15 protein-coding genes and 1 tRNA gene are annotated in these 12,814 nt (G+C 62.8%); 13 read left to right on the top strand and 3 right to left on the bottom strand.

Features of this window, described 5'->3' with window-relative positions:
• Positions 1-284: 284 nt before the first annotated feature.
• Positions 285-737: a cupin domain-containing protein gene (locus NKH23_RS11415; RefSeq protein WP_352714620.1), complete on the bottom strand. Its 453-nt coding sequence runs from the start codon at positions 735-737 to the stop codon at positions 285-287.
• Positions 738-1,016: 279 nt separating this feature from the next.
• Between NKH23_RS11415 and NKH23_RS11410 the strand changes: the two genes are divergently transcribed.
• Positions 1,017-1,102 (top strand) — tRNA-Leu (locus tag NKH23_RS11410).
• A 65-nt stretch (positions 1,103-1,167) separates the two neighbouring features.
• Here NKH23_RS11410 and NKH23_RS11405 read toward each other — a convergent pair.
• A complete protein-coding gene (locus NKH23_RS11405; protein ID WP_023674774.1) occupies positions 1,168-1,746 on the bottom strand; it encodes an NUDIX domain-containing protein in 579 nt (192 codons plus the stop codon).
• A gap of 153 nt (positions 1,747-1,899) precedes the next feature.
• On the opposite strand from NKH23_RS11405, the gene NKH23_RS11400 reads away from it, so the two are divergent.
• From NKH23_RS11400 to NKH23_RS11365, 8 genes are all read left to right on the top strand, one after another.
• Complete coding sequence (locus NKH23_RS11400; protein WP_352714623.1) at positions 1,900-3,003, top strand: NADH:flavin oxidoreductase/NADH oxidase; 1,104 nt, start codon at positions 1,900-1,902, stop codon at positions 3,001-3,003.
• Positions 3,004-3,111: 108 nt separating this feature from the next.
• The gene (locus NKH23_RS11395; RefSeq protein WP_352453483.1) at positions 3,112-3,429 is read left to right on the top strand and encodes an SH3 domain-containing protein; all 318 of its coding nucleotides are present in this window, start codon (positions 3,112-3,114) and stop codon (positions 3,427-3,429) included.
• A 62-nt stretch (positions 3,430-3,491) separates the two neighbouring features.
• Positions 3,492-3,785 carry a DUF982 domain-containing protein gene (locus NKH23_RS11390; RefSeq protein ID WP_352978877.1) on the top strand — a complete coding sequence of 98 codons (294 nt, stop codon included), beginning with the start codon at positions 3,492-3,494 and terminating at the stop codon, positions 3,783-3,785.
• Between the two features lie 28 nt (positions 3,786-3,813).
• Positions 3,814-4,053, top strand: coding sequence for a DUF2188 domain-containing protein (locus NKH23_RS11385; protein ID WP_023674770.1), 240 nt, complete (start codon positions 3,814-3,816; stop codon positions 4,051-4,053).
• Between the two features lie 163 nt (positions 4,054-4,216).
• On the top strand, positions 4,217-5,302 hold the full coding sequence (locus NKH23_RS11380; protein WP_352910801.1) for an ABC transporter ATP-binding protein: 1,086 nt from the start codon (positions 4,217-4,219) through the stop codon (positions 5,300-5,302).
• Between the two features lie 33 nt (positions 5,303-5,335).
• Entirely contained in the window at positions 5,336-6,661 is a 1,326-nt protein-coding gene (locus tag NKH23_RS11375; RefSeq protein ID WP_352714629.1) for an ABC transporter substrate-binding protein, read from the top strand.
• A gap of 188 nt (positions 6,662-6,849) precedes the next feature.
• Positions 6,850-7,701: a carbohydrate ABC transporter permease gene (locus NKH23_RS11370; RefSeq protein WP_376705884.1), complete on the top strand. Its 852-nt coding sequence runs from the start codon at positions 6,850-6,852 to the stop codon at positions 7,699-7,701.
• 1 nt (position 7,702) lies between these two features.
• Entirely contained in the window at positions 7,703-8,596 is an 894-nt protein-coding gene (locus tag NKH23_RS11365) for a carbohydrate ABC transporter permease (protein ID WP_023717433.1), read from the top strand.
• Positions 8,597-8,634: 38 nt separating this feature from the next.
• Here NKH23_RS11365 and NKH23_RS11360 read toward each other — a convergent pair whose 3' ends face one another.
• Positions 8,635-9,621 carry an alpha/beta fold hydrolase gene (locus tag NKH23_RS11360; protein WP_352714631.1) on the bottom strand — a complete coding sequence of 329 codons (987 nt, stop codon included), beginning with the start codon at positions 9,619-9,621 and terminating at the stop codon, positions 8,635-8,637.
• 149 nt (positions 9,622-9,770) lie between these two features.
• Here NKH23_RS11360 and NKH23_RS11355 point away from each other — a divergent pair, with 149 nt between their 5' ends.
• The 4 genes from NKH23_RS11355 (at position 9,771) to NKH23_RS11340 (ending at position 12,746) form a co-directional block, all read left to right on the top strand.
• Positions 9,771-10,520 carry a competence/damage-inducible protein A gene (locus NKH23_RS11355; protein ID WP_352910806.1) on the top strand — a complete coding sequence of 250 codons (750 nt, stop codon included), beginning with the start codon at positions 9,771-9,773 and terminating at the stop codon, positions 10,518-10,520.
• A gap of 77 nt (positions 10,521-10,597) precedes the next feature.
• Complete coding sequence (locus NKH23_RS11350; protein WP_352714634.1) at positions 10,598-11,431, top strand: universal stress protein; 834 nt, start codon at positions 10,598-10,600, stop codon at positions 11,429-11,431.
• Between the two features lie 128 nt (positions 11,432-11,559).
• Positions 11,560-12,060: a xanthine phosphoribosyltransferase gene (gene gpt / locus NKH23_RS11345; RefSeq protein WP_023674762.1), complete on the top strand. Its 501-nt coding sequence runs from the start codon at positions 11,560-11,562 to the stop codon at positions 12,058-12,060.
• A gap of 197 nt (positions 12,061-12,257) precedes the next feature.
• Positions 12,258-12,746 (top strand): NUDIX hydrolase, encoded by a 489-nt coding sequence (locus tag NKH23_RS11340; protein ID WP_352714638.1) that lies wholly within the window; start codon positions 12,258-12,260, stop codon positions 12,744-12,746.
• Positions 12,747-12,814: the final 68 nt, after the last annotated feature.

Raw genomic sequence — 12,814 nt, 5'->3', positions numbered from 1 at the left:
TAAAGCCGCGTTCCAACGCTGAAGGAGCAACTTTGTTCTTGCTTTGTGCCGGCAGCTATGCTACTAATTTGGTTATGGTGCTAATTGGCTCCAACGACCCGCCTCCCGAGGCGGGTTTTTTGTTTTGGCCCCATTCATGGCAAAATGGCCCAAGCGGAATATGATTCCGTTGCGGCCAATCAGCTTTCGCCGCGTTAGCGGATCTTCTGAATCGACGGTCGCTGAGTTTGACGCACCCCATCGTTCGAGCCTTCAGCCGGTTCAATCAATTCGATCCCGAACTGTCACTTTTTGCTCGGATCGTCCGCCGGGTTGACGTAGGTGATCTTGAATGGCCCCTCGCCATGAACCTGGATAATCGTGTCGCTTGTCGTCCAGGCGAAGTGATTCATTCCGGCCGGCGCGACGCCGAAGCCGCCAGCAGTCAGTTCGACACCTTTCGCCTCGTCGAGCTTATCGCCCATTCCAATATGGAAGTTGCCGGAAAGCACCGTTACGTATTCCGTGGTGGGATGATTATGTGCGGCAATTTTGTAGCCGGCGGGTGTCTTCAACCGCAGCACATAGGCGCCGTCCTTTGAGGGATCTCCAGAGATAACAGCCATTTCAGCGCCAGCGGGAATGACAGCAGGCGCAGGAGCCCATTTGATGTCTTTGGCGTTCATCGGCATGTCATCGGCAAACAGAGGCGCCGTCCCAACAAGCAGCAGTGCCAGGGCAGTGGCAAGCTTGAGCATGACAATCTCCCAGTGGTTCGTAGAGGACGGCGTCGAGTATCGGCGCGCCGATCCCCTTGCCAATTCGAGTCTATCAGGGCGGAGCGCCTCAACGCATCCTGCGAACGGGGGACGCGCATTCGCGGTAGCCGCGGAAGCTGCCGCTAAAAACTTTCCAGGTGAAACGATTTTGTTTGTATCTCTGTAGGTAATAGGCCCTCGCTAGCTTCCGGTGCCAGATTTGTCGACGGCAGAAGACGGCTTGACGGCCTTTGGCTGCCGGCTGAAAAGGGCTGGCCTGCGGACGTGGCGGAATTGGTAGACGCAAGGGACTTAAAATCCCTCGATCTCTGATCGTACGGGTTCGATTCCCGTCGTCCGCACCAGATTGGTCTTCGTTTGATACCCTTCGTAACTGGAGACCAGACCGCTCGACCCGGTTCTGGCCGCCTCACCTCCCGATCGGGTTCAGCTTCAAATGCTGGATCAGGATGATCGTCTTGGCGTCGATAATCCGACCGTCGTGGATGCCGGCCAGCGCCTCGTCGAGCGGCATTTCCAAAACCTCGATGTCCTCGCCTTCGTCATGGGCGCCGCCACCGTCGGAAATGCGATCGGCGGGCGAATAGCGGGCGACGAAGAACCAGAGCCGCTCGGTTACGCTGCCGGGGCTCATATAGGGCGAAAACAGCCGCTGCACGTCCTTCAGGCGGTAGCCGAGTTCCTCCTCGGCCTCCTTGCGGATACAGGTTTCGGGATCGTCTTCGTCGAGCAGACCGGCGCAGGCCTCGATCAGCGGCTCCTTGTGGCCGGTGACGTAGGCAGGGTAGCGGAACTGCCGCACCAGAAGCACCGTCGAGCGGTCGGGATCGAAAGGCAGGATCACCGCGCCGTCACCGCGATCGTAGGTCTGACGGGTGTGCGTTTCCCATTTGCCGTCGCGCCGGCGGTAGTCGAAGACGGTCTTTTTCAAAACCGCCCATTCGTCGGAAAGGACTTCCTCCGAGCGGATGCGAATGCGATCTTCCATGGTGGACTCCCTGCTGCCGCGGCAAGGCGTAGCCGCGAATGGCGGTTCGTGCAATCCGGCCAGCTATTGGTCCAGAGCACCGGTTCACCGTCTCGTGTCTGGCGCTGGCACAATCGGCTGCATAAATAGCGGCAACCCTTCGCGGAGTTTTTTATGACCTCATCGCTTTTCCAGCCGATCACCCTCGATGGCCTCACCTTCCCCAACCGCATCGCGGTCGCGCCGATGTGCCAGTATTCGGCCGAGGACGGCTCGGCCAGCGATTGGCACCTCTATCACTGGATGAACCTGGCGATGTCGGGTGCCGGCATGGTCACCGTCGAGATGACCGAGGTCGAACGGCGCGGCCGCATCTCGCATGGCTGCCTCGGCCTCTATTCCGAAGACAACGAGGCGGCGGCGCGACGCACGCTGGATGCAGCCAAGCGGGTCGCCGCGCCGGGCACGAAATTCGGCACGCAACTTGCGCATGCCGGCCGCAAGGCGTCGAACCGCAAACCCTGGGAAGGCGGCGGACCGCTGACCGCCGATCAGGACCCGTGGCCGATCGTGTCGGCGTCGGCGATCGCCTACGACACCGGCTGGCAGGTGCCGCGGGCGCTGGAGGACGACGAGATCCTGCAAATCATCGAACGCTTCGCCGAAGCGGCAAAGCGGGCCGAGCGCGCCGGCTTCGACTTCATCGAGCTGCATGCCGCGCATGGCTATCTGATCTTCCAGTTCCTGTCGCCGCTCTCCAACCGGCGCACCGACCGCTGGGGCGGCTCGCTGGAAAACCGCATGCGTTTCGCCGTCGAGATCGCCAAGGCGGTGAAGAAGGCGGTGCCCAGGCTGATGCTGGGCGCGCGCCTGTCGATCAAGGAATGGGTCGATGGCGGCTTCGACGTCCAGGATGCGATCGAAGTGGCAAAAGCGCTGAAGGAAGCCGGCGTCGCCTATCTCTGCTGCTCGAGCGGCGGCAATTCGCCGTTGCAGAAGCTGCCGTCCGGGCCCGGCTACCAGGTGCATCTGGCCGAAGCGGTGCGCAAGGCCGTCGGCATCCCGACGCGGGCCGTCGGCCTGATCGACGATCCGAAACAGGCCGAGGCGATCGTTGCCGACGGGCGCGCCGACATGGTGGCGCTGGCGCGCGCCTTCCTTGCCGATCCGCGCTGGGGCTGGCGCGCCGCGGCCACCTTCGGTGAAAAAATCCACCCGGCGCCGCAGCTTGCCCGCTCGGTTACGACGATGCAGCATTGGATGAAGGCGGTGAACTGACGGCGGGTTCGTCTCGCTGGACAGGGCACCATAGCTTCGCTTTGATCCTCTGCCGGTGTAGAGTAGCCGGGGCCGCGGCTGGGCGCGGCGGGTTGGGGGAGCAGGGACATGTCGTTCAGGGGGATTTCCATTGCGGCTGCCGCCGCGGTTGTGGCCGGGCTGTCGTTCGCCTCATCGACGCCGGCCGGGGCGCAATATTGCGAAGGTACGGTGCACGGTCTTTCCAGGCACTACAATCTGGCAACGGGAAGCGGCTTTCTCGCCGTTCGGGCCCGGCCGAACTCGTCGTCGCGTATGATCGGGCAATTGTTCAACGGCGACCAAACCGAGATCTTCGATCGCCGCGGAAACTGGTACAAGGTCGATTTCGGCGGCCGCACCGGCTGGGCGAATGCACGCTGGCTGCGCAACGACTGCGGCTATTGAGCTATTTTCGCCTGAGCTAAAATAGCAGTTGCAACCAAATCGGCCGCTCCGCGTTGGCGGCGATGATGGACAGCAAGCCATTTGAAAAGCCGGTCGTGGTCGAACTCGGCCATGTCGGCAAGTATCGCCATATCCGCAGCGCCCAAGAGGCGGCGGAGTGCCTGATGACGGTCTGGCCACTCAATCGCGGGCCGCGTCATCGTGATGCCCTCGACACTTGCCTAAAAGTGCTGGAAGGTTATCGTTCGACGGCGGATGCGCGCCGGGCACTGATCGAAGCCGCCAGGGAATCGGACGTGCTGGTCCCAGACGACAGGCTGCCAGACGACAGACTGGCCGACGACAGGCTGCATTGAGGCAACGGGCTTTCAACCGGAGGGTTTCATGGCGAAACTGACCTACAAGATCGTCGAGCATGACGGAGGCTGGGCCTACAAGGTCGGCTCGACATTCTCCGAAACGTTCCCTACCCATCAGGACGCGTTGCGCGCCGCCGAGATCGCTTCCGCCGAACAGCAGGTCGCCGGCAACACCGACGGCATCCAGTACGAGGACGCCGACGGCAAATGGCACGACGAGCTCGCAGACGGCCGCGACCGGCCGCAGACCGAGGTTTCGGATTAGGGTGTGTCGATATCCAGGTGATGCCGGCGTGCTTTACAGGTCGGTTTGGTAGCGCTACCGTCTCACATCGCGCGTGACCGGGGAGGAGCCTGGCGCTGTCGCGGGCCAGGCAGGAAAGCGGTTTCCTTCGAAGTCGTTGCAGGAATCAATCGGGAGGAGATCGATGGCGTCTGTCGCAATCGGCGATGTCTACAAATCATTTGGGACCGTCGAGGTCCTGCACGGGGTCAGCGTCGATATAAATGACGGCGAGTTCGTCACGCTGGTCGGTCCTTCGGGTTGCGGAAAGTCGACCCTTCTCAGAATGATCGCCGGCCTGGAAAAGATCTCGCGCGGCCAGATCGCGATCGGCAAACGTGTCGTCAACAACGTTGCGCCAAAGGAGCGCGACGTCGCCATGGTCTTCCAGAACTATGCGCTCTACCCGCATATGACGGTCGCCGAGAACATGGCGTTCTCGCTGATGCTCAAGGGCGTTCCCAAGACGGAGAGCGATGCCGGCGTGCGGCGCGCGGCCGAAATCCTGGGACTGGTGCCGCTGCTCGACCGCTATCCGCGCCAGCTTTCCGGTGGCCAGCGCCAGCGCGTTGCCATGGGCCGGGCGATCGTGCGCGATCCGCAGGTCTTCCTGTTCGACGAGCCGCTCTCCAATCTCGATGCCAAGCTGCGTGTCCAGATGCGCGCCGAGATCAAGGAACTGCACCAGCGCCTGAAGACGACGACGGTCTACGTCACCCACGACCAGATCGAGGCGATGACCATGGCCGACAAGATCGTCGTCATGCATGACGGCATCGTCGAGCAGATCGGGCCGCCGCTCGAGCTGTACGACCGGCCGAACAACCTCTTTGTCGCCAGCTTCATCGGCTCCCCCGCCATGAACATGCTGAGGGGCGAGATCGTAAGCGACCGCTCGCCGTCGTTTCGCGGCGCCGGGGGGATTTCAGTCCCGTTGGCGTCGGCACTTTCCATCGGCAATGGTGAGCCGGTCGTGCTGGGAATACGGCCGGAGCATTTACGGCTGTCCGACCACCAGGGCATTCCGGTCACCGTCGTGGTGGTCGAGCCGACAGGGTCCGAAGTGCAGCTCATCGGCCGCACCGCCGGCGGCGAGGAGATCGTCGCCAATTTCCGGGAACGCCATTCCTTCACGCCGGGCGAAACCATCTGGCTTACGGCCGAACCTGGCCTCATCCATCTCTTTCACGGCAAAACCGGACAGCGGTTCGAAACACCCATCGAGCAGTAGGACGGCAAGGACAATAAGCAGGAGGAAGCAAGCATGAAATTCACCAGACGCGACGTGATCCGCACCACCGCCGGCGTGGCGGCGGGAGCCTTGGGAAGCCGGCTCATCGGCTCTCCCGCCTTTGCCCAGGAGGGATTGAAATACAAGCCCGAGGACGGCGCCAAGCTCAGGCTGCTGCGCTGGTCGCCCTTCGTGCAGGGCGACGAGGATCAATGGCTGGCCAACACCAAGCGCTTCACCGAAGCGACCGGTGTGGAGGTCCGCGTCGACAAGGAAAGCTGGGAGGACATCCGCCCCAAGGCGGCGGTCGCCGCCAATGTCGGCTCCGGCCCGGACCTGATGTTCGTCTGGTTCGACGACCCGCACCAATATCCCGACAAGCTGCACGACGTGACGGAGCTGGGCGAATATCTCGGCTCGAAATATGGCGGCTGGTACGACGGACCGCATCAATATGCGACGCGGCAAGGCAAGTTCCTCGGCCTGCCGCTGGCGACCATCGGCAATGCCATCGTCTATCGCGAAAGCTGGGTGAAGGAGGCCGGCTTCTCCGAATTTCCGAAGGACACGGCAGGCCTGCTCGAGCTTTGCAAGGCATTGCAGGCGAAGGGACACCCGGCCGGCTTCACGCATGGCCACGGCGTCGGCGACGGCAACAACTACGCCCACTGGCTGCTATGGAGCCATGGCGGCCAGATGGTCGACGAGAGCGGCAAGGTGACGATCAACAGCCCCGAGACGCTCAAGGCGATCGAATACGCGCAGGAGCTCTACAAGACCTTCATTCCCGGTACCGAAAGCTGGCTCGACGTCAACAACAACCGCGCCTTCCTGGCCGGCGAATTGAGCGTCATCGCCAACGGCATCTCGGCCTACAACACCGCCAAGATCAACAAGGATAAGGATCCGAAGTTGACCGAGATGGTCAAGGACATCCGCACCACCAACCTGCCGATCGGTCCGGTGGGGAAATCCGTCGAGCTGTTCCAGGTGACCACGGCCGTGATCTTCGACTACACGCCCTACCCCAACGCGGCCAAGGCCTACCTGCAGTTCATGTTCGAGGATCCGCAAATGTCGCAATGGATCACGTCCTCGGCGGGCTATTGCTGCCAGACGCTCAAAGCCTTCGACAACAACCCGGTGTGGACGGCCGATCCGAACAATGCCGCCTACGCCAAGGCCTCGGCGACGCTGCGGCCCAACGGCTATGCCGGCCCGCTCGGCTATGCCTCGGCTGCGACCATGGCCGACTATGTGCTGGTCGACATGTTCGCCAAGGCGGTGACAGGCCAGGCGACGCCGCAAGAAGCGATGGAAGAAGCCGAGAAGCGCGCAAACCGCTACTATCGCGTTTGAGCCGGGTTCAGCCGGGCAGCCATGGCTGCCCGGCTTCGAATCGCGCATGGCCGCCTGGCCGATCAATGGGACCTTAGAGGAGCCGACCCATGGCCGTGACCTCCGCTGCCGCTCAGCCACGCCGGTCGACGCTGTCGCGCATTCTGACGTTCGTGTCTGAAAGTCATAACGCGCTCGGCTTCGGCTTCATGCTGCCGGCGGCGGCCCTGCTGCTGGTCTTCCTGACCTATCCGCTCGGGCTCGGCGTCTGGCTCGGCTTCACCGATGCCCGCATCGGCCGCCCCGGCATCTTCATCGGCATCGAGAACTACGAATATCTGTGGGATGACGCCGTCTTCTGGCTCTCCGTCTTCAACACCTTGCTCTACACGATCAGCGCCTCGATCCTGAAGTTTGCGCTCGGCCTGTGGCTGGCGCTTATCCTCAACCAGAACCTGCCGTTCAAGTCATTCTTCCGCGCGATCGTCCTGCTGCCATGGGTGGTGCCGACGGTGCTGTCGGCGATCGCCTTCTGGTGGATCTACGATTCGCAGTTCTCGATCCTGTCCTGGGCGCTGATGGAAATGGGCCTGATCGACCATCGCATCAACTTCCTCGGCGATCCGGAGAATGCGCGGGCTTCGGTCATCGCCGCCAATGTCTGGCGCGGCATTCCTTTCGTGGCGATCACGCTGCTTGCCGGCCTGCAGACGATTCCGCAGTCGCTCTACGAGGCCGCCACGCTCGACGGCGCCAGCCGCTGGCAATTGTTCCGCTATGTGACGCTGCCGCTGCTGACGCCGATCATCGCCATCACCATGACGTTTTCGGTGCTGTTCACCTTTACCGATTTCCAGCTGATCTATGTGCTGACCCGCGGCGGGCCGGTGAACGCGACGCATCTGATGGCGACGCTGTCGTTCCAGCGCGGCATTTCCGGAGGCCAGCTTGGCGAAGGCGCCGCGATCGCAGTCGCCATGATCCCGTTCCTGCTGGCAGCGATCCTGTTCAGCTACTTTGGCCTGCAACGCCGCAAATGGCAGCAGGGCGGCGGAGATTGACATGACCGCGATCGAAACGAGCAAACGCCCTGAACTCGACGAAGGCGGCATGGGTTACCTGCAGAGTGTGCCGCGCCGCGTGGTGACGGTCTACCTGCCGCTGCTGATATTCGTCATCGTGCTGTTGTTTCCGTTCTACTGGATGACGATCACGGCGGTTAAGCCCAATCTCGAGATGACCGACTACGCCAATTTCAATCCGTTCTGGGTGGTGCATCCGACGCTCGAGCATATCCGCTATCTGCTCTTCGAGACGTCTTATCCGGGCTGGCTGCTCAACACGATCATCATCTCGACCGCCGCCACGTTCCTGTCGCTGCTGGCTGCGGTGTTCGCTGCCTATGCGATCGAACGCTTGCGGTTCTCCGGGGCGCGGCAGGTCGGCCTCGCGGTGTTCCTCGCCTATCTCGTACCGCCCTCGATCCTGTTCATTCCGCTGTCGGTGATGGTGTTCAACCTTGGACTTTACGACACGCCCTTTGCGCTCATCCTCACCTATCCGACCTTCCTGATCCCGTTCTGCACATGGCTGTTGATGGGTTATTTCCGCTCGATCCCGTTCGAGCTGGAAGAATGCGCGCTGATCGACGGGGCGAGCCGATGGCAGATCCTCACCAAGATCGTGCTGCCGCTGTCGGTGCCGGGCCTGATTTCCGCCGGCATCTTCGCATTCACCCTGTCATGGAACGAGTTCATCTACGCCTTGACCTTCATCCAGTCGTCCGAAAACAAGACTGTGCCGGTCGGCGTGCTCACCGAGCTGGTGCGCTCGGACGTCTATGAATGGGGGGCGCTGATGGCGGGAGCGCTGATCGGCTCGCTGCCGGTGGTGGTGCTCTATTCGTTCTTTGTCGAGCACTATGTTTCCTCGATGACCGGAGCCGTGAAGGAATAGCCGACATGGTGAGGAATGCGCGAGGTCCCGGGAGGGTGTCAGCTGCCGGTGTCGGACTTCGGCGCAAATGCGCGGTCGGCAATGCGTTCGATGAAAGCGACGACCCGTTCCGGCTCGACGAATTGCGGCATGTGGCCAAGCCCCTCGACCGGCTCGAAATCGAGCCCGCTGATCTTTTCCATCACCGGCCAGCCATGGATATCGATGCCCAGAACGATGTCGGAAGCACCAAACAGAATGCCGGCCGGCATGGTGATCTCACCATAGCGTTGCTCGATGCGGCCAAGATCCTGCTCGATGGCCACGACATCGGTCGACGTTGCGTAGAAATGGCTTGGCCTTAGCCCGCACCAGCCGCCGCCCTCGACCATATAGTCGGCCGGCGTCGCCTGCGGCGCGAAGATGAAGGCCAGCGTGCGCTCTGCGTATTTGAAAGCCGCCGGGATCGCCATCGTATGAGCCATGATCCGGCGCCGCAGCGGCGACTTGACGTATAGCGGGCCGAACTTCTCGCGCGCGTCCAGCTCCAGATGGGTCAGCGGTGCCAGCAAGGCGATGCCGGAAATCGCCTCTGGATGCTCGACAGCCAGCGTCAGCGCGATGGCGCCACCCAGCGAATGGCCGACGACCAGAGGCTTTTCCAGCCCAAGCGCCTCAATAAAGCGCCGCACGATCTCGGCCTGCTCGGGCAGCCGTCCGCTGGCGCCCCCGGCCCGCACCGAATAGCCGGAACCCGGACGATCGAGCGCGATCAGCCGATAGTTCGGGCCGAAGCGTCCGAACAGCCTGTGGCGGAAATGATGAAGCTGCGCGCCAAGGCCGTGCAGGAAGACGATCGGCCGCCCCTCGCCCGTCTCGACATAATGGATGCGGTTGCCGTCGATCTCGATGAATTTACCGCTGGCCGGCACCAGCTTTTCGGCTTTCGCCGCAATCCGCCGCGTCGCCAGAAACGGATAGGCTGCCATGACGAGCGCCAGCAAAAACAGCACGCCAAGCAGCCATAGAAGAATCGATAACGGCATGTTCTTGCTCAAGGCCCCAAACCGGCACGCAGCATCACCCGCCGAAGGGTCCACTGCAAGGGAGGTGGTACAGGTGGATCCGTGGTTTGGCGGCATTGCCGCCGGCCGTTCCCCGCGCTATCTCAGGCGACCCGTTGCCGGAGCCTGCCATGACCGAAATCGTCACCGCCGCCATGCTCGTCATCGGCGACGAGATTCTGTCCGGCCGCACCAAGGACAAGAACATCGGCCACCTCGCCGACATCATGACGGCGATCGGCATCGACCTGAAGGAAGTGCGTATCGTTGCGGACGAGGAAGACGAGATCGTCGCTGCGGTGAATGCGCTGCGCGCCCGCTACACCTATGTCTTCACCACCGGCGGCATCGGCCCGACGCATGACGACATCACCGCCGATTCCATCGCCAAGGCCTTTGGCGTGCCATGCGAATACGACGCCAAGGCCTACGCCCTGCTGGAAGCAAGCTATGCTGCCCGCGGCATCGAATACACCGAGGCGCGCAAGCGCATGGCCCGGATGCCGCGCGGGGCAGACCACATCGACAATCCGGTGTCGGTTGCGCCGGGCTTTCGCATTGGCAACGTCCATGTCATGGCCGGCGTGCCGGCGATTTTCCAGGCGATGCTCGACAATGTCGTGCCGACGTTGCGGGCCGGCACCAAAATGCTGTCGGCAACCGTGGAATGTCCGCTCGGCGAAGGCCTGATCGGCGGCCCGCTGGGCGACATCCAGAAGGAGCATCCGGACACGATCATCGGCTCCTACCCGAAATATGGCGACGGCAAATTCTGGACCGAACTGGTGGTGCGCGCCCGCAGCCAGCAGGCGCTGGACTCGGCACGCGCCGACGTAGAGGCTATGGTGGCGAGCTTGACCAGGGCAAGCAGAGTGGGCTGATCGGCCGGCCTGACGGAACCAGCATCGCGCAGTGACGTTTGTCACGAGTGGGATCGCCGTAAAACTGAGGGATTGCCATGCGCTTCAAGACCATCGTCGCCATATTGCAGAATGAACAGGACGCCGAACGCGTCCTCGACTGCGCGATCCCGCTGGCCAGCCGATTCCAGAGCCATCTGATCGGCATCCATGCCGAGGCGCTGCCCGTGCCCTACACCTCGGCCACCGGCTTTCCGGACACCGAGTTCCTGCAGGTTTCCGCCGACATGAACCGGGAGCGCGCCGAGAAGTTGCAGGCCGCCTTTCACAAGCGCATCGAGAATTCCGGCCTGTCGTTCGAGTGGCGCAGTCTCGAGAGTTTTTCCGGCGACAGTGCGCTGACCGGCATCTCGACCGTTCGCACCGCGGACCTGATCATCGCCGCCCAGCGCGAATCGGGCAGCGACCCGAGCGCCGACGTCGACACGCTGGTCTACGATGCCGGCCGGCCGGTGCTGGTGGTACCGCATTTGGGCCCCCTCGTCACCAGCTTCAAGCATGTGCTGCTCGCCTGGAACGGCAGCAAGGAGGCCGCGCGCGCGGCCTTCGATGCCCTGCCCTTCATCATCGAGGCCGAGAAGACGGACATCATCGTCATCGACCCGCCGGACACGCTCGACGAGGCGCCGGAAACGGCCGGCGCCGAGATCGCCGCCTCGCTGTCCAGGCACGGCGCGACCGTGAGCGTCTCGGTGCTGAGGTCCGGCGGCGCCTCGGTCGACGACATCATCCAGACCAGGGTCGCCGAATCGGGTGCGGACCTGCTCGTGCTCGGCGCCTACAGCCATTCCTGGCTGCGCCAGCTGCTGTTCGGCGGAGTGACGCGAACGGTGCTGCGCACCGCACCGGTGGCGGCTTTCCTGTCGCGGTAAGTTCGTAGGGACCGCTGGCAGGACAATCGCTTTGCCACTCCCCTTGCCAAGGCCAAGCCTTTCCAGTTAATTCCGCGCGCATTCCATAGTGTCTGCGCGCGATGCGCGCTTTGCGGAGTGCGCGAAAGATGTCCCTGCCCGAAAAAGCCTTCCCGGTCTCCTGGGACCAGTTCCACCGCGATGCGCGCGCGCTCGCCTGGCGGCTTGCCGGCGCCAACAAGGGGCAATGGAAAGCGATCGTCTGCATCACGCGCGGCGGCCTGGTTCCGGCCGCCATCATATCGCGCGAGCTCGGCATCCGCATCATCGAGACGGTCTGCGTCGCCTCCTACCACGATTATACCAGCCAGGGGCAGTTGCAGGTGCTGAAGGAGGTCACGCCGGCGCTGCTCGCCGATGATGGCGCCGGCGTGCTGATCATCGACGACCTCACCGACACCGGCAAGACGGCGGGCATCGTGCGCGCGATGATGCCCAAGGCGCATTTCGCCACCGTCTATGCCAAGCCGAAAGGCAGGCCGATGGTCGACACCTTCGTCACCGAGGTCAGCCAGGACACCTGGATCTATTTTCCCTGGGACATGGGCTTCACCTACCAGAAGCCAATCGCCGACGACCACGCCGGCTGATTCGCGCAAGGTGTTCCCTTCGGAACGCACTGGCGCACACTCCTTGAAAAAGTGCCGTCGCGCACGATATTTCCTGAATCTACGCCTCTTGGCGTAGTTAACAAGTCGATATGAAGTTTTTTACTTTCATTGCTTATGATTAGCCGTAAGATTCACGAGACGGCAAATGATTCTGGGAGCTGGGGCAAGCTTCTCCGATGTTGACGAGGCCAACGACGCATAACCATCTGGCCGAAAGGGTCCGGCGACTCTTCGGTACGGCGCCGTGTCGCCTGCAGGTTGCAGCGCTGCCCTGGCGCGATAGCGGGCACGGCGTCGAGATCATGCTGATCACCAGCCGCGACACCGGCCGCTGGGTGCTTCCCAAGGGCTGGCCGGAAGCAAAGGAGCCGCTTTGCGAGGCGGCGGCGCGCGAAGCCGGCGAGGAAGCCGGGCTGCGCGGCACGATCTCGCATCACGAGGCCGGCCGCTATTTCTATGCCAAGGTGCTGGCGTCCGGCGAGGAAGTGCCGTGCGAGGTGCTGGTATTCCCGCTGCACGTCGACAAGGTCGCCGACCGGTGGAAGGAAAAGCGGGCGCGCATCCGCAAATGGGTCAGCGCCGCCGAGGCGGTACGCATGGTCAACGAGCCCGACCTTTGCCAGATCATCGCTCATTTCGGTGCTGACCCGCATCGCTTCAACTGAGTCGGCACATGGCTTCCGAGTCGGCATGGTCTTCGCTGCGGCGAAGGGCCTTCGAGCGTCGGCACCAG

The organism is Mesorhizobium sp. M1328 (assembly GCF_040318075.1).
Classification (GTDB): domain Bacteria; phylum Pseudomonadota; class Alphaproteobacteria; order Rhizobiales; family Rhizobiaceae; genus Mesorhizobium.
This window is presented reverse-complemented; position numbering and strand designations above follow the sequence as displayed.

Bases quoted from the DNA above. Each gene is read 5' to 3' on its own strand.
- NKH23_RS11415 (WP_352714620.1), bottom strand. From the start codon at position 737: ATGCTCAAGCTTGCCACTGCCCTGGCACTGCTGCTTGTTGGGACGGCG.
- NKH23_RS11405 (WP_023674774.1), bottom strand. From the start codon at position 1,746: ATGGAAGATCGCATTCGCATCCGCTCGGAGGAAGTCCTTTCCGACGAA.
- NKH23_RS11400 (WP_352714623.1), top strand. From the start codon at position 1,900: ATGACCTCATCGCTTTTCCAGCCGATCACCCTCGATGGCCTCACCTTC.
- NKH23_RS11395 (WP_352453483.1), top strand. From the start codon at position 3,112: ATGTCGTTCAGGGGGATTTCCATTGCGGCTGCCGCCGCGGTTGTGGCC.
- NKH23_RS11390 (WP_352978877.1), top strand. From the start codon at position 3,492: ATGATGGACAGCAAGCCATTTGAAAAGCCGGTCGTGGTCGAACTCGGC.
- NKH23_RS11385 (WP_023674770.1), top strand. From the start codon at position 3,814: ATGGCGAAACTGACCTACAAGATCGTCGAGCATGACGGAGGCTGGGCC.
- NKH23_RS11380 (WP_352910801.1), top strand. From the start codon at position 4,217: ATGGCGTCTGTCGCAATCGGCGATGTCTACAAATCATTTGGGACCGTC.
- NKH23_RS11375 (WP_352714629.1), top strand. From the start codon at position 5,336: ATGAAATTCACCAGACGCGACGTGATCCGCACCACCGCCGGCGTGGCG.
- NKH23_RS11370 (WP_376705884.1), top strand. From the start codon at position 6,850: ATGCTGCCGGCGGCGGCCCTGCTGCTGGTCTTCCTGACCTATCCGCTC.
- NKH23_RS11365 (WP_023717433.1), top strand. From the start codon at position 7,703: ATGACCGCGATCGAAACGAGCAAACGCCCTGAACTCGACGAAGGCGGC.
- NKH23_RS11360 (WP_352714631.1), bottom strand. From the start codon at position 9,621: ATGCCGTTATCGATTCTTCTATGGCTGCTTGGCGTGCTGTTTTTGCTG.
- NKH23_RS11355 (WP_352910806.1), top strand. From the start codon at position 9,771: ATGACCGAAATCGTCACCGCCGCCATGCTCGTCATCGGCGACGAGATT.
- NKH23_RS11350 (WP_352714634.1), top strand. From the start codon at position 10,598: ATGCGCTTCAAGACCATCGTCGCCATATTGCAGAATGAACAGGACGCC.
- gpt (WP_023674762.1), top strand. From the start codon at position 11,560: ATGTCCCTGCCCGAAAAAGCCTTCCCGGTCTCCTGGGACCAGTTCCAC.
- NKH23_RS11340 (WP_352714638.1), top strand. From the start codon at position 12,258: ATGTTGACGAGGCCAACGACGCATAACCATCTGGCCGAAAGGGTCCGG.